Source organism: Streptomyces sp. NPDC050504, from assembly GCF_044458065.1.
GTDB lineage: Bacteria > Actinomycetota > Actinomycetes > Streptomycetales > Streptomycetaceae > Streptomyces.
This window is the reverse complement of the sequence record NZ_JBITHO010000001.1, coordinates 103,870-129,860: the sequence shown is the minus strand read 5'-3', so window position 1 is coordinate 129,860 and position 25,991 is coordinate 103,870. Positions and strand designations below refer to the sequence as shown.

The 25,991-nt window shown below is 73.8% G+C and carries 23 protein-coding genes; 7 read left to right on the top strand and 16 right to left on the bottom strand.

Annotated features, from left to right (window positions below):
• Nucleotides 1-64: 64 nt before the first annotated feature.
• Nucleotides 65-1,912: a transketolase gene (locus ACIBNE_RS00515; protein ID WP_399267885.1), complete on the bottom strand. Its 1,848-nt coding sequence runs from the start codon at nt 1,910-1,912 to the stop codon at nt 65-67.
• A 245-nt stretch (nt 1,913-2,157) separates the two neighbouring features.
• On the opposite strand from ACIBNE_RS00515, the gene ACIBNE_RS00510 reads away from it, so the two are divergent.
• The gene (locus ACIBNE_RS00510; RefSeq protein ID WP_399267883.1) at nt 2,158-3,261 is read left to right on the top strand and encodes an enolase C-terminal domain-like protein; all 1,104 of its coding nucleotides are present in this window, start codon (nt 2,158-2,160) and stop codon (nt 3,259-3,261) included.
• A gap of 16 nt (nt 3,262-3,277) precedes the next feature.
• Here the strand turns inward: ACIBNE_RS00510 and aac(3) are convergent, their stop codons facing one another.
• Both aac(3) and ACIBNE_RS00500 read right to left on the bottom strand, forming a co-directional pair.
• On the bottom strand, nt 3,278-4,135 hold the full coding sequence (gene aac(3) / locus ACIBNE_RS00505; RefSeq protein WP_399267881.1) for an aminoglycoside 3-N-acetyltransferase: 858 nt from the start codon (nt 4,133-4,135) through the stop codon (nt 3,278-3,280).
• 62 nt (nt 4,136-4,197) lie between these two features.
• Nucleotides 4,198-4,701, bottom strand: a complete 504-nt coding sequence (locus ACIBNE_RS00500) for a phage holin family protein (RefSeq protein WP_399267879.1) — start codon at nt 4,699-4,701, stop codon at nt 4,198-4,200.
• A gap of 145 nt (nt 4,702-4,846) precedes the next feature.
• Here ACIBNE_RS00500 and ACIBNE_RS00495 point away from each other — a divergent pair, with 145 nt between their 5' ends.
• Nucleotides 4,847-5,671, top strand: coding sequence for a class I SAM-dependent methyltransferase (locus ACIBNE_RS00495; RefSeq protein WP_399267877.1), 825 nt, complete (start codon nt 4,847-4,849; stop codon nt 5,669-5,671).
• 49 nt (nt 5,672-5,720) lie between these two features.
• A complete protein-coding gene (locus ACIBNE_RS00490) occupies nt 5,721-6,074 on the top strand; it encodes a VOC family protein (protein WP_399267874.1) in 354 nt (117 codons plus the stop codon).
• 71 nt (nt 6,075-6,145) lie between these two features.
• On the opposite strand, the gene ACIBNE_RS00485 is transcribed toward ACIBNE_RS00490, so the two are convergent.
• Entirely contained in the window at nt 6,146-8,146 is a 2,001-nt protein-coding gene (locus ACIBNE_RS00485) for a DUF5107 domain-containing protein (protein WP_399267871.1), read from the bottom strand.
• Nucleotides 8,147-8,293: 147 nt separating this feature from the next.
• Nucleotides 8,294-9,193, bottom strand: coding sequence for an arginase family protein (locus ACIBNE_RS00480; protein ID WP_399267868.1), 900 nt, complete (start codon nt 9,191-9,193; stop codon nt 8,294-8,296).
• A gap of 126 nt (nt 9,194-9,319) precedes the next feature.
• Here ACIBNE_RS00480 and ACIBNE_RS00475 point away from each other — a divergent pair, with 126 nt between their 5' ends.
• On the top strand, nt 9,320-9,655 hold the full coding sequence (locus tag ACIBNE_RS00475) for a DUF6204 family protein (RefSeq protein ID WP_399269973.1): 336 nt from the start codon (nt 9,320-9,322) through the stop codon (nt 9,653-9,655).
• A 38-nt stretch (nt 9,656-9,693) separates the two neighbouring features.
• On the opposite strand, the gene ACIBNE_RS00470 is transcribed toward ACIBNE_RS00475, so the two are convergent.
• The 3 genes from ACIBNE_RS00470 to ACIBNE_RS00460 form a co-directional block, all read right to left on the bottom strand.
• The gene (locus ACIBNE_RS00470) at nt 9,694-10,233 is read right to left on the bottom strand and encodes a GNAT family N-acetyltransferase (RefSeq protein WP_399267866.1); all 540 of its coding nucleotides are present in this window, start codon (nt 10,231-10,233) and stop codon (nt 9,694-9,696) included.
• A 95-nt stretch (nt 10,234-10,328) separates the two neighbouring features.
• Nucleotides 10,329-10,673 carry a hypothetical protein gene (locus tag ACIBNE_RS00465; protein ID WP_399267864.1) on the bottom strand — a complete coding sequence of 115 codons (345 nt, stop codon included), beginning with the start codon at nt 10,671-10,673 and terminating at the stop codon, nt 10,329-10,331.
• Nucleotides 10,670-10,909 carry a lipopolysaccharide assembly protein LapA domain-containing protein gene (locus tag ACIBNE_RS00460; protein ID WP_399267862.1) on the bottom strand — a complete coding sequence of 80 codons (240 nt, stop codon included), beginning with the start codon at nt 10,907-10,909 and terminating at the stop codon, nt 10,670-10,672. The genes ACIBNE_RS00465 and ACIBNE_RS00460 overlap by 4 nt, the downstream gene beginning before the upstream one ends.
• 166 nt (nt 10,910-11,075) lie before the next feature.
• Here ACIBNE_RS00460 and ACIBNE_RS00455 point away from each other — a divergent pair, with 166 nt between their 5' ends.
• Nucleotides 11,076-11,819 (top strand): GntR family transcriptional regulator, encoded by a 744-nt coding sequence (locus tag ACIBNE_RS00455; RefSeq protein WP_399267860.1) that lies wholly within the window; start codon nt 11,076-11,078, stop codon nt 11,817-11,819.
• 32 nt (nt 11,820-11,851) lie between these two features.
• On the top strand, nt 11,852-12,907 hold the full coding sequence (locus tag ACIBNE_RS00450; RefSeq protein WP_399267858.1) for an adenosine deaminase: 1,056 nt from the start codon (nt 11,852-11,854) through the stop codon (nt 12,905-12,907).
• A gap of 191 nt (nt 12,908-13,098) precedes the next feature.
• On the opposite strand, the gene ACIBNE_RS00445 is transcribed toward ACIBNE_RS00450, so the two are convergent.
• The 8 genes from ACIBNE_RS00445 to ACIBNE_RS00410 all read right to left on the bottom strand — a co-directional run bounded on the left by ACIBNE_RS00445 (nt 13,099) and on the right by ACIBNE_RS00410 (nt 24,802).
• The gene (locus ACIBNE_RS00445; RefSeq protein WP_399267856.1) at nt 13,099-14,076 is read right to left on the bottom strand and encodes an LD-carboxypeptidase; all 978 of its coding nucleotides are present in this window, start codon (nt 14,074-14,076) and stop codon (nt 13,099-13,101) included.
• Entirely contained in the window at nt 14,073-16,064 is a 1,992-nt protein-coding gene (locus ACIBNE_RS00440; RefSeq protein ID WP_399267854.1) for a prolyl oligopeptidase family serine peptidase, read from the bottom strand. Before ACIBNE_RS00440 ends, ACIBNE_RS00445 begins: the two co-directional genes overlap by 4 nt.
• Before the next feature lie 12 nt (nt 16,065-16,076).
• Nucleotides 16,077-17,417 (bottom strand): M20/M25/M40 family metallo-hydrolase, encoded by a 1,341-nt coding sequence (locus ACIBNE_RS00435; protein WP_399267852.1) that lies wholly within the window; start codon nt 17,415-17,417, stop codon nt 16,077-16,079.
• Nucleotides 17,410-18,246: a M55 family metallopeptidase gene (locus tag ACIBNE_RS00430; protein ID WP_399267850.1), complete on the bottom strand. Its 837-nt coding sequence runs from the start codon at nt 18,244-18,246 to the stop codon at nt 17,410-17,412. The genes ACIBNE_RS00435 and ACIBNE_RS00430 overlap by 8 nt, the downstream gene beginning before the upstream one ends.
• 76 nt (nt 18,247-18,322) lie before the next feature.
• On the bottom strand, nt 18,323-19,060 hold the full coding sequence (locus ACIBNE_RS00425; protein ID WP_399267848.1) for a class I SAM-dependent methyltransferase: 738 nt from the start codon (nt 19,058-19,060) through the stop codon (nt 18,323-18,325).
• Nucleotides 19,061-19,119: 59 nt separating this feature from the next.
• Nucleotides 19,120-21,600 (bottom strand): SpoIIE family protein phosphatase, encoded by a 2,481-nt coding sequence (locus ACIBNE_RS00420; protein ID WP_399267846.1) that lies wholly within the window; start codon nt 21,598-21,600, stop codon nt 19,120-19,122.
• 122 nt (nt 21,601-21,722) lie between these two features.
• Nucleotides 21,723-24,161, bottom strand: coding sequence for an MFS transporter (locus tag ACIBNE_RS00415; RefSeq protein WP_399267844.1), 2,439 nt, complete (start codon nt 24,159-24,161; stop codon nt 21,723-21,725).
• Between the two features lie 197 nt (nt 24,162-24,358).
• The gene (locus ACIBNE_RS00410; RefSeq protein ID WP_399267842.1) at nt 24,359-24,802 is read right to left on the bottom strand and encodes an SRPBCC family protein; all 444 of its coding nucleotides are present in this window, start codon (nt 24,800-24,802) and stop codon (nt 24,359-24,361) included.
• 146 nt (nt 24,803-24,948) lie between these two features.
• Here ACIBNE_RS00410 and ACIBNE_RS00405 point away from each other — a divergent pair, with 146 nt between their 5' ends.
• Complete coding sequence (locus ACIBNE_RS00405) at nt 24,949-25,989, top strand: Rv2578c family radical SAM protein (protein ID WP_399267840.1); 1,041 nt, start codon at nt 24,949-24,951, stop codon at nt 25,987-25,989.
• Nucleotides 25,990-25,991: the final 2 nt, after the last annotated feature.

Genomic DNA, 25,991 nt, shown 5'->3' with positions numbered 1-25,991 from the left:
GTAGCCGTCGCGGGCCGACCCAAACCACCGCGTCCCGAACGCGCGTGCGCCCGTGCGCCGACCCCTACGCCACCACCCGGTCCACCAGCAGCCGCACCGCCGCCGCGATGCCCTGCGCGTCCACGCCCGCCGCCGCCAGCTGCTCCCCGCTGGTCGCCGAGCCCGGCATGCCGCGCACCGCGAGCCGGGCGAGCCGCGGCGCGGGGGCGCCGTCCGCGAACGCCTCGGCGACCGCGTCGCCCAGGCCGCCCTCGGGGCGGTGGTCCTCCACCGTCAGCAGGCACCCCGTCTCCTCCGCCGCCCGGCGCAGCGTCGCCGCGTCGACCGGCTTCACCGAGTACAGGTCGACGACCCGCACCGGCACGCCCGCGCTCTGGAGCAGATCGGCCGCGCGCAGCGCCTCGTGCAACGTGACGCCCGCCGCGACCACGGTCACCCGGTCGTCGTCCGACTCCCTCAGCACCTTGCTCCCGCCGATGGGGAAGCGCTCGTCGGGCCCGTAGACGACGGGCGTGCTCCCGCGCGTCGTACGCAGGTACCTGATGCCCGGGACTCCGGGCTCCGCCATCGCGGCGACCAGTCGCACGGTCTGGTTCGCGTCGCACGGGTAGAGCACCGTGCTGCCGTCGAGCGCGCGGAACATCGCCAGGTCCTCCAGGCCCATCTGGGACGGCCCGTCCTCGCCGATCTCCACGCCCGCGTGCGAGCCGACGACGCACATCGAGGCCCGGCTCACCGCCGCCATCCGCAGGAAGTCGTGCGCCCGCGTGAGGAACGCGGCGAACGACGAGGCGAACGGCAGCCTGCCGCGGGCCTGCATGCCGACGGCGGCCGCGATCATCTGCTGCTCGGCGATGTAGCACTCGAAGTACCGCTCGGGGAACTCCTTGGCGAAGTACTCTGCGCGCGTCGAGTCCCCCACCTCGCCGTCCAGCACGACCACGTCGCCGCGCGCGGCGCCCAGCGCGGCGAGCGCCCGGCCGAACGCGTCGCGGGTGGCGGCCCGCCCGCCCGGCTCGAACACGGGCGGCGTGAACCTGCGGCCGTTCTGCGTGCGCGCCGCCCGCGCGGCAGGGGGCCTCGCGACCTCGACCCGCACGAACCCGGGCCCGCCCAGCTCCGCGATGGCGGCGCTCGCGTCCGGCAGCGGCTTGCCGTGCAGGCCCTCGCGGTCCGCCGCGGACGCGACGCCCTGGCCCTTGCGCGTCCTGGCGAGCACCACCGTGGGCTGCCTGGTCGTCGAGCGCGCCTCGTCGTACGCGGCGGAGATCGCGGTGACGTCGTGCCCGTCGGTCTCCACGACGTGCCAGCCGAACGCGCGGAAGCGGCGGGCGTACGCGTCGAGGTCCCACTCGTGGCGGGTGGGCCCGCGCTGGCCGAGCCGGTTGACGTCGACGATCAGGGTGAGACCGTCGAGGCGCCGGTCGGCCGCGTGCTCAGCCGCCTCCCAGACCGACCCCTCGGCCAGCTCGCCGTCCCCGCTGAGCACCCACACGCGGTACGGCACCTGATCCAGGTACTTGGCCGCGAGGGCCATGCCCACGCCGACCGGCAGCCCCTGGCCCAGCGAGCCCGTGGCGACGTCGACCCAGGGGACGCGGGGCGTCGGATGGCCCTCCAGCCTGCTGCCGAGCCGCCGGAAGGTGAGGAGTTCCGCGTCGTCGACGACGCCCACCGCCCGGTAGAGGGCGTAGAGCAGCGGAGACGCGTGGCCCTTGGAGAGGATCAGCCGGTCGTTGCCCGGGTGGTCGGGCCGGTCGAAGTCGTAGCGCAGGTGCTCGGCGAGCAGTACGGCCGCGAGGTCGGCCGCCGACATGGACGACGTCGGATGGCCCGATCCCGCGGCGTCCGCCGCGCGCACCGCGTCGACCCTGAGCTGCTGGGCGAGTTCGGCGATCTGTCCGCTGTGCATGGCGTGGCTCCTCCGGGCGTGGGTGGGCATGGGTGGGCATGGGTGGGTCCGCCGGGTGCCCGGCGGCGCGCTCGCCAAACGTCGCCGTACGCCACCGGCAGTCGTCGAACAACGGCCGTCGTCAAACACCGGCCGTCGTCGAACACCGGCGGGCCGAGGCCGGTTTCACCGCGCGCCCGCGGGTTACCCGCCGGGTACCGGGCCCGGCGTCCTGGTCCGGGTCCGCTCGCGAGACTGGAGCTGGGGTGAAACCCGAACTTCCGCTGGAACAGCTGGTGGTGTCCGCCTACACCGTGCCCGCCGACGGCCCCGAGGCGGACGGGACGCTGGCCTGGGACGCCACGAACGTGGTCGTCGTCGAGGCGCGTGCGGAGGCGGCGTACGGCACGGGCTGGACGTACGCCCCCGCCGCCGCGGGGGCACTGATCGTGGAGCAGCTGGCGCCCGTGGTGCGGGGCGGGGACGTCGTGGACGTCCCCGCCCTGCACGGCAGGATGTGCCGCGCGGTGCGCGACGCGGGCCGCCCCGGCATCGCCTCCTGTGCGATATCGGCGGTCGACCTGGCACTGTGGGACCTCAAGGCACGGCTGCTGGACCTGCCGTTGACCCGGCTGCTGGGCGTGGCGGTGAAGCGGGTGCCGGTGTACGGCAGCGGCGGCTTCACCACGTACCACGAGACGCATCTGGCCTCGCAGCTCAACGGCTGGGTGCACGGCCAGCGGATTCCCCGCGTGAAGATCAGGATCGGTGAGGCGTGGGGCCGCGCGGCCCCGCGCGACCTGCGGCGGGTGCGCCAGGCGCGGGAGGTGATCGGCAAGCGGACCGAGCTGTACGTGGACGCGAACGGCGCCTACACGCGCAAGCAGGCCGTGCGCGTCGGCCGGGCGCTGACCGAGTACGGGGTCGGCTGGTTCGAGGAGCCGGTGTCGTCGGACGACCTGACGGGGCTGCGGCTGGTCCGGGACGCGCTGGTCTGTGACGTGGCGGCGGGCGAGTACGGCTACGACCTGCCGTACTTCGCGCGGATGGTGTGCGCGGGCGCGGTCGACTGCCTCCAGGTCGACGCGACGCGCTGCGGCGGCCTCACCGAGTTCCTGCGGGCCGCCGCCCTCGCCCAGGCGCACGGTCTGGAGGTCTCGGCGCACGGCTCGCCGCACGCGCACGCGCACGGCGCCGCGGCGGTGCCGAACCTGCGGCACATCGAGTGGTTCCACGACCACGTGCGGATCGAGGCGATGTTCTTCGACGGCGTCCTGGACCCCACCGGGGGCACGGTCACGCCGGGCGGTTCGCCGGGCAACGGGCTGCTGCTGCGCCACGCGGACATCGAGCCGTACCGGACGGCGTGACGGGCCTCGCGGAGCTTCAGCCGGGCGTGCCGCCGAGTTCGCGCTCCAGCCAGGCCACGCCGAACTCCACCACGTCCGCCGCCTCGAAGAGGTGGCTCTCGGCCGCCCCGACCGTACCGCCGCGCCCGATGCCCGCCGCGAGCATGCCGCGCGCGATCACCTCGAACGGGTCGTGGCCGTCGGCCACGACCGACGAGTAGTCGAACGCGCCGTCCGAAGAGTCGATGTCGTGGAACCTCCGCCAGACGCGCTGCCCGTTCTCGCTGACGGGCTGTTCGTAGTCCACGAACCGCTTGCCCGGCGCCTGGGCCAGCGCCTCCGCGTGGTGCAGCAGCGTGAGCGTGTCGAGCGGCGCGCCGAGCATCAGCACCCGGCCGCCGCGCTCGACCAGGCGCGCCAGCGGGCTGCCCGGACCGTGCGGGTCGTCCCACGGGTGGTCGGCCATCAGCTCGGCCGCTTCGGCGCCGAGCGCGGCGAAGCTCGCGTCGGGGTGGCGGCTGCGGACGGCGCCCGGCATGCGGCGCAGCGCCTCGGGCAGCCGGCCGTTGTTGTGGTCGGCCTCGCTCAGGAGCGGGTCGTACGCGGGGTGCTCGGCGCGCAGCGCGGCCTGCCACGCCTCGGGCCAGTCGGTGAAGTCGTAGGGCGGGGCGTCGTTCCAGCCGCAGGTCACCATCAGCGTGCCCCGCTCGCCCACCACGTCGCGCAGCGCGCCGACGACGGTCTCGGGGCCGCCGGAGACGTAACCGATCGCGGACATGCGGGTGTGGAACATGACGGTGTCGCCCTCGCGCAGTCCGAGCGCGGTGAGGTCGCGTGCGATGCGGCCCCGGGTCACCGGGCCTTCGGAACGCTTCAGCAGGGCCAGTTCGTCCATGGGGCGACGCTAACCGCCGCCGCGTCCGCCCCGCGAGCGGATATCGGGCGGGCGGGCCCGGTTCAGGCGCGGTAGTGCGGGGGTTCCGCGCCCGGCACGGCCGGCGGCGCCATCGGCGGGGTCGTCGGGGTGACGGGCGGCGTCGCGGGGGCGGCCGGGGCGTGCGACGGTACGGGCGGGGCCTGCGGGGCGTCCGCCACGCGCTGCCGCGCGTCGTCCCGGCCCTTCAGGCCCTTCCCGCCCGTCAGCCCCTTCCCGCCCGTCAGGCCCGTCCGGTCCTTCCGTGCGGCCGACTTGAGGACGGCGGCCACTCCGAGCAGCAGTACGCCGACGACGAGCGCCGCGGCCCACGCGGGCAGCGCGAGCGCGAGGGCCAGCACCAGGAACGCGGTCAGCGCGGCACCGCCGTACAGCCCCGCCGCGCCCGCGCCCGCGTACATCCGCATCGTGCGGCGGCGCTTCGCGCCCTGTTCGCGCAGCTCTTCCCTGAGCGTTTCGCGCACGGAGCGGGTGACCTCGTCGGCCAGCTTCCTGTCGATGTGCGGGTCGATCGTGTTCCTGTCCATGGCAGGGCGAGTACCCGTCCCGTCGGCCGCCATGCGCCTTCCGCCACAAGGGGCTTGTCCGCATCTTGAAACGCAGGTCTCATCATTCGACATGTCGGCGTACCGTTGCGGCACCGCGGAAACAGCGGCGAGAGGGAGGCACACCATGTCCGAGAAGCCGGCGGAGACCGTCGTCTACACCCACGGCCACCACGAGTCCGTACTGCGCTCGCACACCTGGCGCACGGCAGCCAACTCCGCGGCGTACCTCATCGGCGAACTGACCCCCGAACTGCACGTCCTGGACATCGGCTGCGGCCCCGGCACCATCACGGCCGACCTGGCGGCCCTGGTGCCCCGCGGCCGGGTGACCGGTGTCGACATGGCGCCCGGCATCGTGGACCGGGCGCGGGCGCTGGCCGCCGAACGCGGCCTGGACAACACCGGGTTCGCGGTGGCCGACGTCCACGCGCTGGACTACCCGGACGACTCCTTCGACGTCGTCCACGCCCATCAGGTGCTCCAGCACGTGGGCGACCCGGTGCGGGCGCTGCGCGAGATGCGGCGGGTCACGCGGCCCGGCGGGCTCGTCGCCGTGCGGGACAGCGACTACGGCGCGTTCACCTGGACCCCGGCGTCTCCCGTACTGGACGAGTGGCTGGCGCTGTACCGCCGCGTCGCGCGCGCCAACGGCGGCGAGCCGGACGCGGGGCGCGCGCTCAAGTCCTGGGCGCTGCGGGCCGGTTTCGCCGAGGGGGACATCACGGCGACCGCGTCGGCGTGGTGCTTCTCGACGCCCGACGAGCGCGCGTGGTGGAGCGGCCTGTGGGCGGAGCGCACGACCGCCTCCTCGTACGCGCGGATCGCGGTCGGCGGCGGGCACGCGACCGAGGAGCGACTGGCCGCCGTGGCGGACGCGTTCCGCGCGTGGGGCGCGCAGGACGACGCGTGGTTCATGGTGCCGCACGGCGAGCTGCTGTGCCGGGTCTGAGGAGCGGAACCCGGCGCGCCACCGAACGCCACCAACTACCCTTCTGCGCATGGAGATCTTGGGCACCACACTGCGCGTCTACGTCGCCGACCTGGAGGCCGCCGTGGCCTTCTACGAGGGGCTGGTGGGCAGTCCCGCGCTCCGCTTCGAGCGCGGCGGCGTCTCCGTCGCGGCGGTCGGCTGCTTCCTCGTGATGAGCGGACCCGAGTCGGAGCTGGAAGTGCTGCGCAAGGTCTCGGCGACGATCGCGGTGAGCGACGTGGACGCCGCGCACGCGTCGCTGACGGCGGCCGGGGCGCGGATCGTCGCGGGCCCGGTGCCGACCCCGGTGGGCCGCAACCTGATCGCGGTCCACCCGGACGGTTCGGTCTTCGAGTACGTGGACCGCAAGCCCGCCGTGTAAGGCGGCCGCGTGAGGCGGCCGTGTGATGCGGCCGCCCCCTGCCCCGGAGCGGACAGGGGGCGGTCGCGTTCTCAGTCCTCCAGGCCCGTCCGCCGCCGGGGCGGGCGCATCGCGTACTCGTACCGCTCGGGCAGCGGGTCGGTGGTGATCGACGCCCACACCTCGCGCAGCACCTCCGCGCCCTCCCGCAGGTCGGCGACCTCGAAGCCCGTCTCGTACACCGCTCGGGCCTCCGCCGTGCGCCCTTCCGCGACGAGGATGCGCGCCTCCAGGAGCCGGAAGCGCCCGCGCACCCTGACCGCCGTGCCCAACCTGCCCTGAACGCCCCGCGCTTCGGCTGTCCGACCCGCGTCGAGCAGGGTCTCGATCGTCTCCCTGGCCAGCGCCGCCGTCGCGGCCGTCCATGCCTCGCCCTCGTCGCGGCGCTCCTCGCACAGGTCCGCGAAGGCCGCCAGATAGCGGTCGCCCGCCCGGCCCTTCTCGCCCGCCACCCGGTCGGCCGCCGCGAGGCAGCGCAGCAACGGCCAGCGGGACGGCGCGAGTTCCAGCCCGCGCTCCCAGCTGCGCACCGCCTGTGCGAGGTCGCCCGCGTGCCATTGCGCGACCCCCAGGTGGTACTCCGTCAGCGGATCGGCTGGCGCGGTCTCCAGCATGTCCCGCCAGTGCGGGGCGACCAGCGTGGGTCCCGGCGGCGCCACCCTGCGCGGCTCGGGGAGCGCGCCCTGGCGGAACAACTCAAGCCAGGGTGCCTGCTGTTCGCCGAGCGTGCTCTCCGGGAAGGGCGTGCCGGGCAGCTTGAGTCCGGCACGCAGCACTTCGAGCGCGCCCCAGCCCGAACCGGTCGCCAGCACGGTGTCCGGTTCGGCGTCGGCGTACGGCCGCCAGACGGCGTACGCCTCGTCCAGCGCCGCGCGCGGCAGGGCGTCGGCGAGCCGCGCCCCGACCTCCGCACGGGCGGCCGCCCAGTCCTCGCCGTGGACGCGCGCGGGGTCACCGGCCAGCGGCCCGTACGCCTCCAGCCAGCTGAACTCGGCGCCCTCGTCGAGGGTGACGTGCTCCAACTGCGTACGGGCCAGGCCCGCTTGGATCTCGGCGTAGCCGCCGGTGCCCGGTTCGGTGAGCCACCGCTGCCAGCGGCGGCCGCCCGTGCCCGAGCCCCACAGGAAGAGCTTGCGGCCGCGCAGCAGGTCGGTCGAGGTCTGGACGAGGCCCCGGCCCCCGGCGTCGAGCGAGGCGATCCACTTCCTGGAGTCGTCGGGCACGTCGTAGAAGTAGTCCCCGGCGAACTCGCCGCGCGTCGGGTACGAGCGGTCCGCGCCCTCGGACTCGGGCACCGGGACGCGGCGCAGGCTGCGCTCGTAACCGAAGTGCCAGGCGGCTTCGGCTGGGGCGACGATCCGGGTCGTGTCGGACTCGGGCACCGCGATGTTGGACCACCAGTAGGTGGGCACCGGATGCTCGTGCGGATTGCGGATCCGCACGCCGACGTGCAGGAATTCGGATCCGGTCGGCAGCCAGAGGTCCACCTGGAACGGCAGGTCGCGCAGCCGCTCCCACTCCCACAGGCGCAGCATCTCGCCGCCGTCGGGCGCGGTGACGACGGCGGCGTGCAGCGGGGCGCAGCTGAGGGTGGTGTGCCCGGTCGCGCCGATGTTCCACTCGATGCCGCCGGAGAACCAGGCGCCGTTGAGCGCGAAGTCGGCGGGCTGGAACACCGGGTTGCGGTACAGCAGTTCGCGTCCGGTCGGCTTGTGGAACAGCGAGTGGACCCGGCCCCCGAGGCCGGGCAGGACGGTGGCGCGCAGCCGGTCGTTCTCGACGACGACCGCGTCGATGCCGGTCCCGGTGCGCTCGCGCCCGTAGCCGTCGAGCACGCGGGTGGGCAGGATCGTGCGCAGCGGCGCGTGGCCGAGCTGCCGCGCCATGTCCCTGGGCAGTGCGGCCCGTTCGACCCCGCCGACCTCGACGGTCTGCGCGGCGCCGGGCGGGCTGAGCGCGGGCAGCGGGTTCTCGGCGCCCAACGGGGCGGCGGGCAGGGTCAGTACGGTCCTGCGGACGGTGGTGGCGTTCACGGCCAAGGCAACCTCGCTCGCTCGTGCGGGCGGCCGTGGGTGGGACGGCCGCGCTGAGAGCCTGGACACAGGCCCTGACCATGGAACACTCAGCGGGCGTGCGCTGAGAAGGGGTACGGGTGGGCGCGGCTCTCGCGGCGCCCCCGCCTACGCCGGGGTCAGTGCCTCGACCAGCAGGTCGGTGAGGAGCGTGCCCGCCGAGCCGTCCGGGTCCCGGTCCGGGTCGTACACCGTGACGTTCATGCCGACGCAGCGCTCGGACGCCAGCACCGTGCGCAGCAGGGGCAGGAGTTCGTCCGGGAGCAGGCCGTCCTCGTCGGGGCTGTCGACCGCCGGCATCACGGACGGGTCGAGCACGTCGGCGTCGAGGTGCACCCAGAACCCGTCGAGCTGGGGGATCTCCAGGCTGGTCACGGCGGCGCCCGCGACCTCGGCCGGGCCCCACTGGCGGATCTGGCCGACGGTGGTGTTGGGGATCTTCAGCGCGGCGAGCTCTTCGTGGTCGTCGGTGAAGGCGTCGCGGCAGCCGAAGAGCCGTACGTCCTCGTCGCGCAGATAGGGCCGCAGCCCCTCGATGTCGGTGAGGTCCGTCTGGCCGCGCCCGGTGGCGATGGCCAGTTCCTCGCCCGCGGCGGCCCCGACGCGGTCGGAGTTCCCCGGGTGCCTGAAGTCGGCGGACGCGTCGATCGACACCAGTCCGTACCGGCCGGCTCGGCGCATCGCCAGCGACGCGCCGAGCTGGATCGAGCAGTCGCCGCCGAGCACCAGCGGGAAGTCGCCGGCGCGCAGGTGTCCTTCGATGCGGTCAGCGAGGACGCGGGTGTACGCGGTGATGGCGGCGGCGTTGAACACGCCGTCGCCCTCCTGCCAGCCGCTGATGTCGTAGCGCGGCGGGACGACGACACCGCCCTCGAAGGCCCCGAGCCGCTGCACGATCCGCCGGTCGCGCAGGGCGCCCGCGAGCTTGTGGCAGCCGGGCACGGCGCCGGGGACCGGGGGGCGCAGACCGAGGTTGGAGGGGGCGTCGACGGCCACGATATTCCGCATGCGCCCCATCCTCACCGCCGTACGCTGATGGATCAACGGTGTTTCGCGGAGAGGGAAGTGGAGCGGAAAGTGGAGCGGGTAGCGGAGAAGGAAGCAGAGAGGGAAGTGGAGAGGCAAGCGGACGGCATGGGAGTGCGGCACACGTACCGGGTGATCGTCCGGGGCGTATGGGACGGCCTGACGGACGAGTCGCGGGCCCGGCTCCTCGCGGAGGCCGACGACCACGGCCTGACGGCGATGCGGTTCACCGAGGAGGGCTCCCTCGCCTACGACCGGGCCCTCAAGCACTTCAGCTTCCGCTGCGTCGTGGTGTCGGACGCCGACGACGGCGACGAGATGGCCGGCGTGATCGCCGAGGACCGCGTGGAGCGGGCGCTGGGCGGGCTCGGGCACGGGTTCCGGGACCTGCGGTCGACGGTGACCGACATGGACACGATGAAGATCAACCGCAAGGGGCGCTGAGCCGGGCGGGGCGGGGCGGGTGCCCGGTGCGCCGTCCGTCAGGAGACCATCTCGGCGGTGATCGCCCAGCGTTCGTGGTCGCGCCACGCGCCGTCCACGAGGAGGAAGTCGGGCGAGAGCCCTTCGAGCCGGAATCCGGCGCGGCGCACGAGGGCGATCGAGGCCGCGTTGGCGGGCTGGACGTTGGCCTCCAGGCGGTGCAGCCCCATCGGCCCGAAGGCGTGCCCGAGCAGCAGGCCGAGGCCCTCGCCCATGAGCCCGCGTCCCGCGGCGTGCGCGAAGGCGCCGTAGCCGATGGCGCCGCAGCGGAAGGCGCCGAAGACGATGTTGTTGATGTTGATGAACCCGGCGATGGCTCCGGAGTCCCGCTCGCAGACGAGGAACCCGGCCTTGGCCGGGCCCTCGATGAGCCCCTTCGCGTACGGGGCGTAGGCCTCGGGGTCGGCGGGCGGGAAGAGCCAGGGGCGGTGCAGCTCCCGGCTCTCGCGGACGCGGGCGGTGAACTCCTCGGCGTCGTCGTGGCGAAAGCCCCGTATCGCCGCGCGCTCGCCCGCGGCGAGGAAGTCGTCGGTGGACATCGCCCCACCCTATGCGCGACCAGCCGTCCACCGGCCCGAGGAGGCCCCCTGCCGATGGCACCTCTTCAGCGCCGCGCCCCTCCGGCACCGCGCCCCTACGGGCAGGCCTCGCCCTTCTTCACGACTCCGACCCGTACCGTCTGTCCTTCCAGCCGCTTCCCCGCCGCCGGATACTGCTCGCACACCTTCCAGTTGAAGGGCCACAGCACCTTGCGGTGCGCCGCGCTCACGTCCTTGACCTCCACCTTCTGGCGGTAGTCCAACTCGTTGTAGACGCGGATCAGCCCCTTGCCCAGGAAGTCGGGCATGGGCCTGGGCGCGGGCCCGGCCACCACGCCCGAGCCCGCACCCGTCACCGCGGCGGGCACCGCCAGCGCCGCTCCGGTCGTCGCCGAGAGCGCGAGCAGCGCGCCCGCCGCCACCGTCACCGCCCGCCTCACTTGCCGCGCCTCCTGAAGAAGTAGCCGCCGCACAGCACGCCGACCACGAAGACCATCAGCAGCGCCAGGTAGAGCGGCATGGACACTTCGGGGATGAGCAGGCGGATCTTCACCTGCCGGGTGTTCTCGAAGATGAAGACGAGCGCGAGTACGAAGACCGCGATGACGGCGATCCTGCCGGGCGTGAACGGCCCGCTCAGAGCGCCGCCCCTGCCGGGTGCATCCTTGGGGCTCATGGTCCGGCCCTTTCTGGACGGGTACTGGATGTTCCGTACGTTCCGTTCCAGCATGTGCGGACGCGCCCGGGTCGGGGCAGCGGAGCGGGCCGTACGGGTGAGACGGTACGGTCGGGGCCGCGCCGGACACGGCGTGCACTTGTCTGACAGGAAGGGCGTACACGGCGTGAGCGGGCAGCAGCGGAGGCCGGTCGTCGTGCTGTACGAGCGCATCGCGGACGCGATCCACGACGGCACCTACCCGCCGGGCTCGACGCTGCCGTCCGAGCCGAAGCTCGCCACCGAGCTGGGCGTGAGCCGTCCCGCGCTGCGCGAGGCGCTGCTGCTGCTCCAGGAGGACGGCCTGCTGACGGTACGGCGGGGAGTGGGCCGCACCGTCAACGACCGCCCGCCCCGGCGCGGCTTCGAGCTGCTGCGCCCGCTGGAAGAGCTGCTGTCCCCCGCCGCGCCGCTGCGGGTGCGCGCCCTGCTGCGCGCCCTTGAGGAGCCGACCGACTTCACCACCCAGCATCTGCTCGCGCCTGCGGGCTGCGAGCTGCACTTCTGGGAATCGGTGCTGGTCGGGGACGGTACACCGGCGGCGCTCAGCCATGAGTGGGCGGCGCCCGAGCCGGTCCTCGAAGCGGCCCGCCCCGCCTTCGCCGCCGCGCTGCGCACGGCGCTGTCCGAGCCGCCCGCTTCGATGCTCGCCGTGCTGTCCCGCCACTCGCGCGGCCTGCCGCTGACCGCGCACAGCTCGGTGAGCGCCACGCTCCTCGGGCGGCGGCGCGGCGAACAGCTGGGGCGGCCCGCCGACACCCCCGCCGTGCTGATCACCCAAGTGGTGCGGGTCGGCGAGACCCCGGTGCTCGCGGCCAAGCACATGCTGCCGACGGGCGCGCCCGCGCTGCCGGTCACGCACTCGTTCTGAACCGCCACTCCAGTGGCGTACACTTCCGCGCCATGCACTTGTCTGACATCCTCCGCGCGCCCAAGGTCGTCCTCCACGACCACCTCGACGGCGGTCTGCGCCCCGCCACGATCATCGAGCTGGCCCGCGAGGCCGGATACACCGGTCTGCCGACCGAAGAGCCTGCCGCGCTCGCCGTCTGGTTCCGCGACGCGGCGGACTCCGGTTCGCTGGAGCGCTACCTGGAGACGTTCGCCCACACCTGCGCGGTGATGCAGACCCGCGAGGCCCTGGAGCGCATCGCCGCCGAGTGCGCCCAGGACCTGGCGGAGGACGGCGTCGTGTACGCCGAGGTCCGCTACGCCCCCGAGCAGCACCTGGAGCGGGGGCTGACCCTCGACGAGGTCGTCGAGGCGGTGAACGCGGGCTTCCGCGAGGGCGAGCGGCGCACCGGCGGGAAGATCACCGTGCGCGCGCTGCTGACCGGCATGCGGCACACCGACCGCTCGCTGGAGATCGCCGAGCTGACCGTGGCGCACCGGGACGGCGGCGTCGCGGGCTTCGACATCGCGGGCGGTGAGATCGGCAACCCGCCGGCCCGCCACCTCCCCGCGTTCCAGCACCTGAAGCGCAACAACTGCCACTACACGATCCACGCGGGCGAGGCCGTCGGCGCGGAGTCGATCCACGAGGCCGTGCAGGTCTGTGGCGCGGAGCGGATCGGGCACGGCGTGCGGATCACCGACGACATCGCCGAGGACGGCACGCTGGGCCGCCTCGCCGCGTACGTCCGCGACAACCGCATCGCGCTGGAGGTCTGCCCGACGTCCAACCTCCAGACGGGCGCCGCGAAGGACTACGCCACGCACCCGATCGAGCGGCTGCGCACGCTCGGCTTCCGGGTCACGCTCAACACGGACAACCGTCTGGTGTCGGGCACGACCATGAGCCGCGAGTTCGCGCACATGGTGGAGGCGTTCGGCTACGGCCCGGAGGTCTTCGAGGAGCTGACGGTGGCGGCGGCGGAGGCGGCGTTCCTCCCGCTCCCGGAGCGCGAGCGCCTGATCGAACAGATCATCCGTCCGGGTTACGCGGCGCTCACGGCGTAACCGCCTCCGGGTAGCGCTCCGCACCCGCGGCCCGGTGGTGGGCTGATCGCGCGGTTCCCCGCGCCCCCGAGGCGCCTGTGCCCAACGGGGCCGTCCAGCACAGGCGCCCCCGCCGGGGGCGCGGGGAACCGCGCGAGAGCGGGGCACACCCGCAGCACACGCCCACCCGCCCCGGGCGGGCTCGCCCCCCCCTACCGCTCCACGAGCGCGGGCTCGTCGAGCACCACCACGCCCAGCGCGGCGTCGAGCACCCCCGCCACCCCCAACGGCACCGTCACGGCCTCCGCGCAGTGCCCGAACCCCAGCTCCTCCACCACCGGCACCCCGAGCCCCCCGAGCCGGTCCAGGAGCAGCGCCCGCACCTCCTCGTAGGGCCCGCACTCCACCCACGAGCCGAGCGCGATGCCCGCGACCCCGTTCAGCAGCCCGGAGCGCAGCAGCTGCGTGAGGATCCGGTCCAGCCGGTACGGCTCCTCGCCCACGTCCTCCAGGAGCAGCAGCCCGCCCGCGGCGGACGTCCTGGCCCACGGCGTACCCAGGTCCGCCGCGAGGAGGCTGGCGCAGCCGCCCGTGGTGACGCCCCTTGCCCGCCCGGGGACGAGCGCACGGGCGGTGCCGAGTCCCAGGGTCCGTACCCCCTCCGGCTCGAAGAGCGTCGCCCGCAGCGAGTCCTGCGTGCCGGCGTTCTTCAGGAACGCCTCGGTCGCGACCATCGGCCCGTGCAGCGTCGACCAGCCGCACCGCGCGGCGACCGCCTCGTGCAGCACGGTGACGTCGCTGTACCCGACGAAGGGCTTGGGGCCCGCCGCGCGCACCGCGGCCCAGTCGACCAGGTCGACCATGCGCTGTGCGCCGTACCCGCCCCTGGCGCAGAGGACCGCCGCGGTCGACGGGTCGCACCACGCCTCGGTGAACTCCCGGGCCCGCGCCGCGTCCGACGCGCCCGCGAGGTACCCGAACCCGGGCTGGACCTCGCGGACGTGGGGCCGGACCACCGGGTCGAGGTCCCAGCCGCGCAGGATGTCGAGCCCCCTGTCCAGGCGCTCGGCGGGGACCGGCCCGCTGGGCGCGACGACGGCGACCCTGTCCCCCGCCCGCAGCCGGGCCGGCCTGGTCAAGGGCACGAGCGGCGCCGCGCCGCGCCCGGTGCGCCCGGCCGACCCGCTCACTTGCCGAGCTCCAGCGGCGGCACGTCGGGCCGCTCGACCCCGAACACCTGGGCGTACAGGGAGAGTTCCGCCTCCAGCGCACGGACCAGGGTGTCGGCCCTGCGGAAGCCGTGGCCCTCGCCCTCGAAGGCGAGGTAGGCGTGCGGGACGCCGCGCCCGGCGATCGCGGCGAGGAAGCGCTCGCACTGCTCGGGCGGGCAGATCACGTCGTCGAGGCCCTGGAGCAGCAGGAACGGCGCGGTGAGAGTCGTGACGTGCCGCAGCGGCGAGCGCTCCCGGTAGCGGGCGGGCACCTCGGCGTACGGGCCGATCAGCGACTCCATGTACCGGGACTCGAAGTCGTGGGTGCCGCCGTCCGTCCAGCCCTCCGGGTCGAGCACGGGGTAGCTGATGGTGCCGCAGGCGTACACGTCGGTACGGGCCAGTGAGGCCGCCGCCGTCCAGCCGCCCGCGCTGCCGCCGCGGACGGCGAGCCGCGCGGGGTCGGCCGTGCCTTCCGCGGCGAGTGCCGTCGCGACCGCCGCGCAGTCCTCGACGTCGACCACGCCCCACTGCTCGCGCAGCCGGTTGCGGTACTCCCTGCCGTATCCGGTGGAGCCGCCGTAGTTGACCTCGGCGACGCCGATGCCGCGCGAGGTGAAGTAGGCGATCTCCAGGTCGAGGACGAGCGGTGCGCTGCTGGTGGGGCCGCCGTGCGCCCACACCACGTAGGGCGGCAGTTCGTCGTCGGGCGCGGCGCGGTCGGGGTTGTGCGGCGGGTAGACGTGGGCGTGGATCTCGCGGTCGTCGGGCCCGGTGAAGGTGCGGATCTGCGGCTCGGGGTAGTAGGCGGGGTCGACCGCGTCGTCGTGCGGGGCGCCGATGACGCGGGCCCGCCCGGTACAGGTGTCGAGCTCCACCACTTCGCAGGCGCTGCGCGGGCTCGCGGCGATGCCGAAGACCCTGCTGCCCCGTACGGCGAGGCTGGCGGCCCACTGGGTCCAGGGTCCCGCGGCGTCGACGATCTCGCCGGTCTCCGGGTCGAGTATGCCGAGCGCGGTCGAGCCCCTGCCGTGGACGGTGGCGACGAGGCCGCTCTCCAGGGGCCTGAACCAGGTGAGCCCGGTCTTCCAGAGGGGTCCGGCGAACTCCTCCTCGCGGCCGGGGCAGAGCGCGGTGCGCTCCTGCCCTTCGGCTCCGCTCCGGTACAGCTCCCACCAGCCGCCGCTGTCCGACGCGAGGAGCAGTGAGCCGTCGGGGGCCCATTCGACCTGTGCGACGGATTCGTCGGGCCCGCCCGCCACCGACCGCGCCGCGCGCAGCGGGCCGCCGTCCGCGGGGTCGGGCACGTCGGCGACGACCACTTCGGTGCCGTCCCAGGGCATGCGGGGGTGGTCCCAGGCCAGCCAGGCCGCGCGGCGCCCGTCCGGGGAGAGCTTGGGTCCCGTGACGAAGTGGTGCCGGTCGTCGGAGAGTTCCCGCACGGCCCGCCGGTCGTCGGCGGCGGAGCCGTCCAGCGGCACGGCGGCCAGGACGCGGCGCACGTCGCTCGGCGCCCCTCCGGTGAACTCCTCCAGGACGCACCAGACCTCGCCCCGGTCGAGGAGGATCACGGGGTCGGCCCAGCGCAGCCCGCCGCCGACGCCGGAGACGGGGGTGAGGGGGTGCGGTTCCCCGCCGCCGTCCGGCTCGTGGGCGTAGAGCCGCTGGTCGGGGTAGTGGACGAAGACGACGAGCGGGCCGTTGTCGCCCGCCGCTCCGGCCCACGGCTGCCCGCCGTACTCGATGACCCGGCTGCGGACGTTCCAGGGCGCCGGGAGCACGGAGGTGGTCGCGCCGTCCGCCGCGAGCCTCACCAGGGCGCGTCTGCCGTCCTCGGCGGGCCTGGGCTCGGTCCACCAGACCTCTTCGCCGACCGTGCCGATGTGGTCGGGCCGTCCGTCGCGCGACGCCGCGAGCGACGCGTCGATCGGTGACGGCCAACTGCCGTACGCCCCCGTGGGCACCATCGTCAACTCCCCTTAAGCGGACTGGAGGTAGTGGTCGAGAACGCGGACGCCGAAGTGCAGCGCGTCGACGGGGACGCGTTCGTCGACGCCGTGGAAGAGCGCCTGGTAGTCGAAGCCGGGCGGCAGTTTCAGCGGCGAGAAACCGTACCCCGTGATGCCGAGCCTGGAGAACTGTTTGGCGTCCGTGCCGCCCGACATGCAGTAGGGGACGGCGCGCCCCGCCGGGTCGAACCTCTCGACGGCGGCGCGGAGCTTGGCGTACGTCGGGGAGTCGACCGGGGCGGTGAGCGCGGTCTCCCCGTGGTGGAACTCCCACTCCACGTCGGGTCCCGTGAGCCGGTCCATCGTCTCGCGGAACTCCGCCTCGCCGCCGGGCACGATCCGTCCGTCCACGAAGGCCGTGGCGTGCCCCGGGATGACGTTGACCTTGTAACCGGCGTCCAGCATCGTCGGGTTGGCGCTGTTGCGGACGGTCGATTCGACGAGCGCGGCGGCCGGGCCGAGCTTGCCGAGCAGTTCGTCGACGTCCAGGTCGGGGGCGTCGAGGTCGGGGGCGATGCCGTGCAGCGCGGCCAGTTCCGCGAGGGCGGCGCGGACCGTGGGGGTGAGCCGCACCGGCCATTCGTGCGCGCCGACGCGGGCGACGGCGGCCGCCAGGCGGCTGACGGCGTTGGTGCGGTTGACCTTGGAGCCGTGGCCCGCCCTGCCGCGCGCGGTGAGCTTGAGCCAGGCCGTGCCCCGCTCCCCCGCCGCGATCGGGTAGAGGCTCAGGCCGGGTCCCGCGTGGAAGGTGAAGGCGCCGGACTCGCTGATGCCTTCCGTGCACCCCTCGAAGAGGTCGGCGTGGTGGTCGGCGAGGAAGCCGGAGCCGTCGACGGCGCTGGCCTCCTCGTCGGCGGTGTAGGCGATGACGATGTCCCTGCGGGGCCGGACGCCCGCGCGCTTCCAGGCGCGGGCGACCGCCAGCACCATCGCGTCCATGTTCTTCATGTCGACGGCGCCCCGGCCCCAGACGACGCCGTCGGCGACCTCGCCGGAGAAGGGGTGGACCGTCCAGTCGGCGGCCTCGGCGGGCACCACGTCCAGGTGGCCGTGGACGAGCAGGGCGTCGGCCGAGGGGTCGGTGCCCTCGATCCTGGCCACCACGTTCGTCCTGCCTGGGCTGCGTTCGAGGAGTTCGGGCTGGAGCCCGGCCTCGGCCAGCCGCTCGGCGACGTACTCGGCGGCGGGCCGCTCGCGGCAGTCCCCGCTCCCCCGGTTGGTGGTGTCGATCCGGATCAGCTCGGAGGTGAAGGCGACCACCTCGTCGAGTGCCGTCCCGTCCACGACGCCGTCGCGCCATTCCTCAGCCATACTGCTCCTCCACTGCGGCGGAGACGATCGTGGTGACCGCCTTGAAGGTGCGAATGCCCTCATACATCCGCTCGCTGGTGTACGCGACACGCCGTTCGCCGGTCTGTTCGACGCCGGGAACCACCGTGGCAGCCGCCGCGAGGTGCTCCGCGTCGAACTCCAGCGCCACGGTGAACGGCCCGCCCCGCACCGGTTCGTGGCGGACCGCGAGGGACGTGGCGTCCTTGGCCGCGGCCCGGATGTCGGCCGCGGTGCGGGCCGGGGTGCGGCACACCGCCGCGTACCGCGAGACGTGGTCCTTGACGGCGACCTTCAGTGCCCCGGGGGCGTACCCGAGGGCGTCCTCGCAGGTGAGGTCGTCGCCCGTGACGAGGACCACCGGGATGCCGTACTCGGCGACGACGTGCGCGTTGAGCAGGCCCTCGCTGGCGCGGACGCCGTTCAGCCAGACGCCCGTGATGGAGTTGGCGAGGTAGGTGTGGGCGAGCACGCCCTCGGCGCCCGCACCCGTGTGGTACCCGACGAAGGCGATGCCGTCCACGTCGCCGTGCTGCACGCCCTCGACCATGGAGAGCGACTTGTGCCTTCCGGTGAGCATCTGGGCGCGCTCGTCGAGCCGTTCGAGCAGCAGGTTGCGCATCGTCCAGTGCGCCTCGTTGACGAGCACCTCGTCGGCGCCGCCGTCGTAGAAGCCCAGCACCGCGGCGTTCACGTCGGACGTGAACATCGTCCGGCAGCGTTCCCACTGCGGTGTGCCGGGCAGCACGTCGGCCGGCCAGGTGACGCCCGTGGCGCCCTCCATGTCGGCGCTGATGAGGATCTTCGTCATGCCTCGAAACCGTACGCGGTGCCGACCGAGCCCCGCCAGGCCTGTGGATAACTATCGGTGGTCTAGACCGCCAGCTTCACTCGTTGTGCCCTACGGCATGCCCCACGACCAGCCATTTCGAGGGAAGTTCCAGGCGCGAGCCGTCCGCCGTGTACTCCGTCGTCGTCAGTGGAAGCTCCCCGCTCGCCAGCACGTCGAGACCGGCCGCAGCGATGTGTCCGAGCAGCGCCGCGTCCGCGACCCTGCCCGGCGCGATGCCGTGCTCGAAGACCGGCCTGAGCTTCGGCGGCGGCCCGCCCGGGTCCTTCGCCAGCTCCAGCAGCAGCGGCCCCGCCGCCTCCGCGAGCTCCACCAGGATCGCCCTGCCGCGCTCCCCGACCAGCACGGCGACGGCATCGGCCAGGGCCTGCCTGTCCGCCTCCTCCGCCTGGTGCAGCACACCGCGCACGTACACGTTGGCGTCGCCCAGTTCGGCGTGCAGCCGCGCGACGGCCGCGCCGTCGGCCGCGTCCAGCTGCTCGAACCGCACCTCGCCCAGCTCGTCCCCGCCCCGCGCCTGTCTCACCGCAGCGGCCGACAGGTCCACGCCGAGCACCCTCGGCAGCCGGTCGGCGAGGTACCGCGTCTGGGTGCCGTTCCCGCACCCCAGGTCCACCAGCGGCAGCCCCCTGTCGGCCAGTTCGGGCTCCAGGAGCGCGAGGTGGACCCCCGAGGTGAGCGCGGGTTCGGAGTCCCAGAAGACCGTGCCGCGCCCCTCGGGCGCCTCCTGCCAGAAGCCCTCCCAGGCCGCCTTGTACCGATGCGTGACGCTCATGACCAGCTCCCCAGGACGCGGTGGACACCACAGCCGTACCGGAGTACTGGCGTACCGCACTACCGGCCGCGCGGCAACGAGGACGACGCGGGAAACGGCGTCTCGAACCAGACCGTCTTGCCCTCGCCCGTACGGCTGCTGCCCCACTCCCGCGCCAGCGCGCTCACCACCCGCAGCCCCCGCCCGAACTCGTCGTCGGGGCCTGCGGCGAGCAGCGCGGGCAGCGTGTGGTCGTCGTCCACGACCTCGCACAGCAGCTCGTCGCCGCGCACCAGCCGCAGCTCCACGTGCGAACGGTGCGCGTGCCGCAGCGCGTTGGTGACCACCTCGCTCACCATCAGCTCGACCTGCCAGGCGATCTCGTCCAGGCCCCACTGCCGCAGCCGCCCGACGGCCAGCTTCCTGGCCCGCGCCACCTCGCGCGCGTCGATCGCGAGCCGCCAGCGCGCGACGTCGTCGGTCCCGATGCCGTTCAGCCTGGCCATCAGCAGCGCCACGTCGTCCCTGCGGCCGCCGCGCGTGCCCAGCGCGCGGATGATGGTGTCGCAGGCGTCGTCCATGGACGCGGCCGGATGCGCCGCCGACTCGCAGAGCGTCGCGAGCCCGACCCCGATGTCCTCGCCGCGCACCTCCACCAGGCCGTCGGTGCACATCACCAGCCGGTCGCCCGGCTCCACGGGCACCCGGGCCGTCTCGAAGGGCACCCCGCCGACCCCGATCGGCGCGCCCGTCGGCAGGTCGAGCAGCACGCTGCGGCCGTCCCTCGCACGCACCAGCACGGGCGGTACGTGCCCGGCGTTGCCGAGCAGCAGTTCGCCGCCCGTCGGGTCGTAGACCGCGTACAGACACGTCGCCAGGTAGTGCTCGCCGAGCCGCTGCGCCAGGTCGTCGAGGTTGCGCAGCAGTTGGGCGGGCGGCAGGTCGAGCGCCGCCATCGTCTGCACGGCGGTTCGCAACTGGCCCATCATCGCGGCGGCGTTGAGGCCGTGCCCCATCACGTCGCCGACGACCAGGGCGGTGCGCGAGCCCGGCAGTTTGATCGAGTCGAACCAGTCGCCGCCGACCCGGCCGAGCAGGGTGCCGGGCAGATAGCGGGTCGCCGTGTCGCAGCCCGGCATGCGCCGCGCGACGTGCGGCAGCATCGAGTCCTGGAGGGTCTCGGCGACGCTCTCCTGGTAGGTGTACATCCGGGCGTTGTCGAGCACGAGTCCGGCGCGGGCGGCCAGTTCGGCGCCGGTGACCCGGTCCATGTCGTTGAACCTGGCCCGCTGCGGATGGCGCAGCAGGATCATGAAGCCCAGCACCACGTTGCGCGCCTTCAGCGGCACCACCAGCATGGAGCGCCCGCTGATCAGCGGCCTGATGTCGCGCTTCTCGAACTGCGAGGCGATGGCCGTGCCCATCTCCTCGCTGATGTGCGGCACGAGGACGGGTTCACCGGTCGTCATGCACTGGAAGAACGGCGTGTGCACGGGGAACGGCATGGACTCGCCGACCGGCACCACGTCGTCCCAGCGGCCCGGCGCGTCGACGTGTTCGACGGCGACCCGGTGCCACAGGGTGGTCGCGTCCGGCGGTCCTTCGGGGAACCCCTCGCCCGCGACGACCTGTTCGCGCAGGTAGGTTCCGGCGACGTCGGTGAGCCGGGGCACGACGGCGGCGCTGACCTCCTGGATCGTGACCGCCAGGTCGAGCGAGGAGCCGATCCGGCCGCTCACCTCGTTGAGGAATTCGAGCCGCTCCCGCACGGCGGCGTACTCCAGGTCCTGCCGCTCCTGTTCGGGGTCGGGCACCGTCTGGTCAGCGCCCTCCGCCCGGTTGGAGCCCTGCCGTGCCGCCCCGCGCCCCGCGCGCCTGGGCACGCCCCAGTCGGGAGTGACGGGCACCCGGTCGTGGTGGCTGAACTCCAGGACGGGATAGCCCAGTTCCAGGACCTGCGAGACGATCCGGGTGGCCTCGCGCACGCTCATGCTCGGCAGGATCTCCGGGAGCTGTCCGGCGAGTTCCCGGTAGCCGGGGAAGTCGGTGTGGAGGGCGAAGGCGGGGGCGATCCGCTCGACGCCCGCCTCCCCGTCGGGGTCGTCCCCCTCGGGGTGCAGCTGTCCCGCGTCGGCCGCGAGCACCAGCAGCCGTTCGGGTCCCGGACCCACCAGGGGGTACGCCCACCAGAGCACGTCCACCCGGCCGCCGTCGGGGCGCGGGTCGGTGAACCTGGCCCGCCCCGCGGTCGGATAGGAGGTCGCCCCCGCGAGCGAGGCGTCCAGGTCCGGCCGGTCGGGTCCGAGGTCGCCGTACGGATCCGCGTTCCCGCTGCCCCGCAACGCCCCGGAGACCGGCAGCAGTTCGATCGCGGGGCGGCCGACCGCCGTCTCCTTGTCGTGGCCGAAGAGCCTGCGCGCACCGGTCGACCAGTGCGTGACCAGCCCTTCGGCGTCGACGACGACCACGGCGAGCGGCATGCGCCCGGACGTGCCGGGGCGCTGGTCGCGCGGCGGGGACAGGGGTGGAGGCGGGGGTGCCGGTGGAACGCCACTGTCCATGGCTGGGAGGCTCCTTCCACGCCACAAGAATCTGCGGCCTGCCTCCACCGTACGGCCACCCGAGGGGCGCTCGCGGGGCAACGGCCGAATCGGTCGCGCGCCCGCGTGCGCCGTTCGAACAATCAGTCCTCGTGGCCCAGTTGGAGGTCGCGCTCGGTGCGTCCGCCGCCCGCGACCTGGAGCACCGTGGCGACCGGCGGATAGCCCGCCGCGATCACCGTGTACTCGCCGGACGACAGGTCGACGAAGCGGAACGTCCCGTCGGCGCCCGTGGTCAGCGTGTCCACCACGTTGCCCGCCGCGTCCAGCAGCGTGACCCGCGCATCCTCCACGGGCCGCCCGCCGGTGGCCCGTACGGTCCCCCGCAGCACCGCGCCGCCCGCCAGCTCGACGTCCTGCCGGGTCTCGCGCGACGCCTGGACGCTCACCGGCAGCGCGGCGGGCCGGAAGGCGGGCGCGCTCGCGGCGAGCGTGTACTCGCCCGCCACCAGCTCCGTGATGACGTAGGCCCCTTCACGCCCGCTGCGCGTGGTGGCGACGACCTCGCCGCGCACGTCGGTCAGGGTCACCGCCGCGTCCCGCACGGGCGTGCCGTCGGCGGTCACGACCGACCCCGCGAGGCGGCCCGCGCCGCCCAGCACCACGTCCAGCTCGACGGGACGCTCCCCGACGGTGACGGACACGGCCTGCGGCTGGTGGCCGCCGGCCGCCGCGATCATCACGTACGAGCCGGGTCCCGGCACGCTCAGCGCGTACCGTCCGTCCGCGCCGCTCGCGCCCCGGCCGATCTGGTGCCCGCGCACGTCGATGAGGGTGAGCGCGGCGCGCGGCACGGTGGTGCCGTCGTGGTGCGCGACGGTCCCGCAGACGGGCACGCCCGCGAGGCGGTCGGGGCGGGCCTGCGGCAGCGGGGCGGCCTCGGGAGAAGGAGCGGGGGCGGGGACGTTCTGGGACACCAGCGGTTTCTCCTTGAGGAAGAAGGCGAGGAACAGGCCGAGCGCGAGGACCGGCACCAGATAGAGGAAGACCCGCGGCATCGCGTCGGCGTACGCCTGGACGTAGGCGTCCCTGAGCGCGGGCGGCAGCGTGTGGACCAGCTGCGGGGTGATCGACTCCGGGTCGGGGAGCGCGGCGCCCGCCGGGAGGCGCTCGCCGAGCGCGTCGTCGAGGCGGCCTGCGAAGAGGGTGCCGAAGACGGCCGCGCCGACGCTGCCGCCGATCTGCCGGAAGTAGTTGTTGGCGCTGGTGGCGGTGCCGAGGTCGGCGGGCGGCACGGAATTCTGCACGGCGAGGATCAGGACCGGCATGACCAGGCCGATGCCGATGCCCAGTACCGCCTGCCAGATGCTGTACTCCAGGCGCGGGGTGCCGGTCTCCAGGCGGGACAGCAGCCACATGCCGACGGCCGCGAGGGCCGAGCCGAGCAGCGGGTAGACCTTGTAGCGGCCGGTCCTGCTGATGAGCTGCCCCGAGACGATCGAGGCGCCGACGATGCCGCCCATCATCGGGAGCATCAGCAGCCCCGACTCGGTGGCGGTGGCGCCGTCGACCATCTGGAGGAAGGTCGGGAGGTAGCTGGCGGCGCCGAACAGGGCGACGCCGATGACCGCGCCGACGAGCCCGCTGACGTTGAAGACCGAGTCCCTGAAGAGCCGCGGCGGCACGATCGGTTCGACGGCGCGGTGCTCGACCACGACCAGGAGCAGGGCCGTGCCCGCGGCTCCGGCGGCGAGGCCGACGATGACGCGGGAGTCCCAGGCGTACTCCGTGCCGCCCCAGCTGGTGAGCAGCACCAGGCAGGTGGAGGTGGCGGCGAGCAGCAGCGCGCCGAGCACGTCGAGGCGGGCGCGCGCGGTCGGCCTGGGCAGCTTCAGCACGAGGGCCACGAGGACGAACGTGACCAGGCCGAAGGGCACGTTGAAGTAGAAGCACCAGCGCCAGGAGGCGTGGTCGGTGAAGAAGCCGCCGAGCAGCGGGCCCGCGACGGACGCGAGGCCGAAGGCGCCGCCGATGAGGCCCATGTAGCGGCCGCGCTGCCGGGCCGGGACGATGTCCGCGATGATCGCCTGTACGCCGATCATGAGGCCGCCCGCGCCGATGCCCTGGATCGCCCGGAAGGCGATGAGCTGGTCCATGGAGCGCGACCAGCCCGCGAGGCCCGAGCCGACCACGAAGACGACGATCGAGAAGAGGAAGACGCCCTTGCGGCCGAAGAGGTCGCCGAGCTTGCCGTAGATCGGCAGGGCGATGGTGGAGGTGAGCAGGTAGGCGGTGATCGCCCAGGACATCCGGTCCAGGCCCTGGAGTTCACCGACGATCTTCGGCAGCGCGGTGGCCACGATCATCTGCTCCAGCGCGGCGAGGAGCAGCGCGAGCATCAGCGCGAAGAACACCATGCGCACGCGGCGCGGGCTCAGCTCCGCGGTGTCGTGCGCGGCCCCGGGACCCGGCGGGGGCGGGGCTTCGACGCCGTTCGAAGGCGCCTCGTCGAACGCGGGGGCCGCGGCGTCCGCCGCGGGTGCGCCCGGCGGCCCGTCCTTGACCAGCGTGATTCCACCCACGTACCGCTCCCCTCGTCACGCCCCGTCGCACTTGCGCGGCCCATTTCTCGCATCGAGCGACAAGTACGGGCAAGCTCGGGCAAGCACGACGAAGCGTCTTCGAAGGGGTGTTTCAGCGGCTAACTCGCCGGTCGGAGCCTTACGACGGACCACGGGGGCGGGTACGGAAATCCACCCGAACCGGTGAGTGCCCGAGGCTACTTCTCGACCTTGGCCGCGAGGTTGGCGAGCACGGCGTCGTAGATCCGGCCGAGGCCCTTGGGGGCGAAGGTCTTCTCGAAGAAGCCGCCGATGCCGCCCGCGCCGTTCCAGACGGTGGTGACGACCGCACGGGACCTGCCCTCGCCCGCGGGCGTGACCGTCCAGGTGGTGACCATCGAGGAGTTGCGGTCCTTCTCGACGAGCTGGCCGTCCGTCGGCTCGGTCACCTCCAGGAGGCAGTCGCGGATGCGCTTGCTGGTCGCCTGGAGCTTCCAGTGGACGAGGGTGCCCTCGCCGTCGCCGCCCTCGCGCACCTCGTACTCGCTGAAGTGCTCGGTCAGCAGCTCGCCGCGGGCCTCCTGGTAATCGGCCAGCGTGTCGAACACCGTCTCCGCGTCCGCCGCGATGATCCGCTCCGTCGTGGCTTCGACCTGCGCCATGCCTGTTCCTCCAGCACTCGTTGTTCGGGGTGCCCGCTCGGGGTGCCCAGAGCCAATCACCTGGGGCACGGCCGCTCAAAATCGGGGTTGCGGGAAAGAAGGGAACACCTGTTCTATTCTGGGGTCAGTGCTACCGAGGAGGCGCGATGCGCTGGGACCATCTGGCGGACGACCCCACCCACACGAACCAGTCCCCGAGCACCGCGCTCTTCGCGGCGGACTCGGTCACGACCCGGACCTTCGACAGCCCGGAGTTCCGCGGCATCACCTTCCACGAGGTCCGGGCCCGTTCGATCGTGAACCGGGTGCCCGGGGCGTCCCGCATGCCCTTCGAGTGGACCGTCAACCCCTACCGGGGCTGCACGCACGCCTGCGTCTACTGCTTCGCCCGCAAGACGCACAGCTACCTCGACCTCGACACGGGCCTCGGCTTCGACTCGCAGATCGTCGTCAAGGTCAACGCCCCCGAACTGCTCCGCCGCCACCTCGGCTCGCGCGGCTGGCACGGCGCGCACATCGCGATGGGCACGAACGTCGACTGCTACCAGCGGGCGGAGGGCCGCTACCGCCTGATGCCCGGCATCGTCGAGGCGCTGCGCGACCACGCCAACCCCTTCTCGATCCTCACCAAGGGCACGCTGGTCCTGCGCGACCTGGAGCTGCTGAAGCAGGCGGCCGAGGTCACCGAGGTCGGCGTGTCCATGTCCGTCGGCTTCGTCGACGAGGAGCTGTGGCGCACGGTCGAGCCCGGCACGCCCTCGCCCGCGCGCCGTCTGGACGCCGTACGGACGCTGAGCGACCACGGCCTCGACTGCGGGGTGCTGATGGCGCCCGTGATCCCGTTCCTCGGCGACCACCCCGACCAGCTGCGCGCCACGGTGCGGGCGGTCGCGGCGGCCGGGGCGACCTCGGTCACCCCGCTCGTCCTGCACCTGCGGCCCGGCGCCAGGGAGTGGTTCACGGCCTGGCTGGCGCGCCACCACCCGCACCTGGTGCGGCGCTACGAGCGGCTGTACGCGGAAGGGGCCTACGCGCCCAAGTGGTACCAGCGGCGGATCACGGGGTACGTGCACGAGCTGGCCGAGGAGTTCGGCATCGGGCCCTCCCGGCAGGCCGCCGCGCGGCGCGTCCCGCGGCGCCCCGTGCCCGCGCCGGACGCGGGGCCGACCCAGCTCACGCTGCTCTGAAC

What these genes read in the sequence shown, in the direction of transcription:
- ACIBNE_RS00515 (WP_399267885.1), bottom strand. Translation starts at nt 1,912, where the DNA reads ATGCACAGCGGACAGATCGCCGAACTCGCCCAGCAGCTCAGGGTCGAC.
- ACIBNE_RS00500 (WP_399267879.1), bottom strand. Translation starts at nt 4,701, where the DNA reads ATGGACAGGAACACGATCGACCCGCACATCGACAGGAAGCTGGCCGAC.
- ACIBNE_RS00495 (WP_399267877.1), top strand. Translation starts at nt 4,847, where the DNA reads ATGTCCGAGAAGCCGGCGGAGACCGTCGTCTACACCCACGGCCACCAC.
- ACIBNE_RS00490 (WP_399267874.1), top strand. Translation starts at nt 5,721, where the DNA reads ATGGAGATCTTGGGCACCACACTGCGCGTCTACGTCGCCGACCTGGAG.
- ACIBNE_RS00480 (WP_399267868.1), bottom strand. Translation starts at nt 9,193, where the DNA reads ATGCGGAATATCGTGGCCGTCGACGCCCCCTCCAACCTCGGTCTGCGC.
- ACIBNE_RS00475 (WP_399269973.1), top strand. Translation starts at nt 9,320, where the DNA reads ATGGGAGTGCGGCACACGTACCGGGTGATCGTCCGGGGCGTATGGGAC.
- ACIBNE_RS00470 (WP_399267866.1), bottom strand. Translation starts at nt 10,233, where the DNA reads ATGTCCACCGACGACTTCCTCGCCGCGGGCGAGCGCGCGGCGATACGG.
- ACIBNE_RS00460 (WP_399267862.1), bottom strand. Translation starts at nt 10,909, where the DNA reads ATGAGCCCCAAGGATGCACCCGGCAGGGGCGGCGCTCTGAGCGGGCCG.
- ACIBNE_RS00450 (WP_399267858.1), top strand. Translation starts at nt 11,852, where the DNA reads ATGCACTTGTCTGACATCCTCCGCGCGCCCAAGGTCGTCCTCCACGAC.
- ACIBNE_RS00440 (WP_399267854.1), bottom strand. Translation starts at nt 16,064, where the DNA reads ATGGTGCCCACGGGGGCGTACGGCAGTTGGCCGTCACCGATCGACGCG.
- ACIBNE_RS00435 (WP_399267852.1), bottom strand. Translation starts at nt 17,417, where the DNA reads ATGGCTGAGGAATGGCGCGACGGCGTCGTGGACGGGACGGCACTCGAC.
- ACIBNE_RS00430 (WP_399267850.1), bottom strand. Translation starts at nt 18,246, where the DNA reads ATGACGAAGATCCTCATCAGCGCCGACATGGAGGGCGCCACGGGCGTC.
- ACIBNE_RS00425 (WP_399267848.1), bottom strand. Translation starts at nt 19,060, where the DNA reads ATGAGCGTCACGCATCGGTACAAGGCGGCCTGGGAGGGCTTCTGGCAG.
- ACIBNE_RS00420 (WP_399267846.1), bottom strand. Translation starts at nt 21,600, where the DNA reads ATGGACAGTGGCGTTCCACCGGCACCCCCGCCTCCACCCCTGTCCCCG.
- ACIBNE_RS00410 (WP_399267842.1), bottom strand. Translation starts at nt 24,802, where the DNA reads ATGGCGCAGGTCGAAGCCACGACGGAGCGGATCATCGCGGCGGACGCG.
- ACIBNE_RS00405 (WP_399267840.1), top strand. Translation starts at nt 24,949, where the DNA reads ATGCGCTGGGACCATCTGGCGGACGACCCCACCCACACGAACCAGTCC.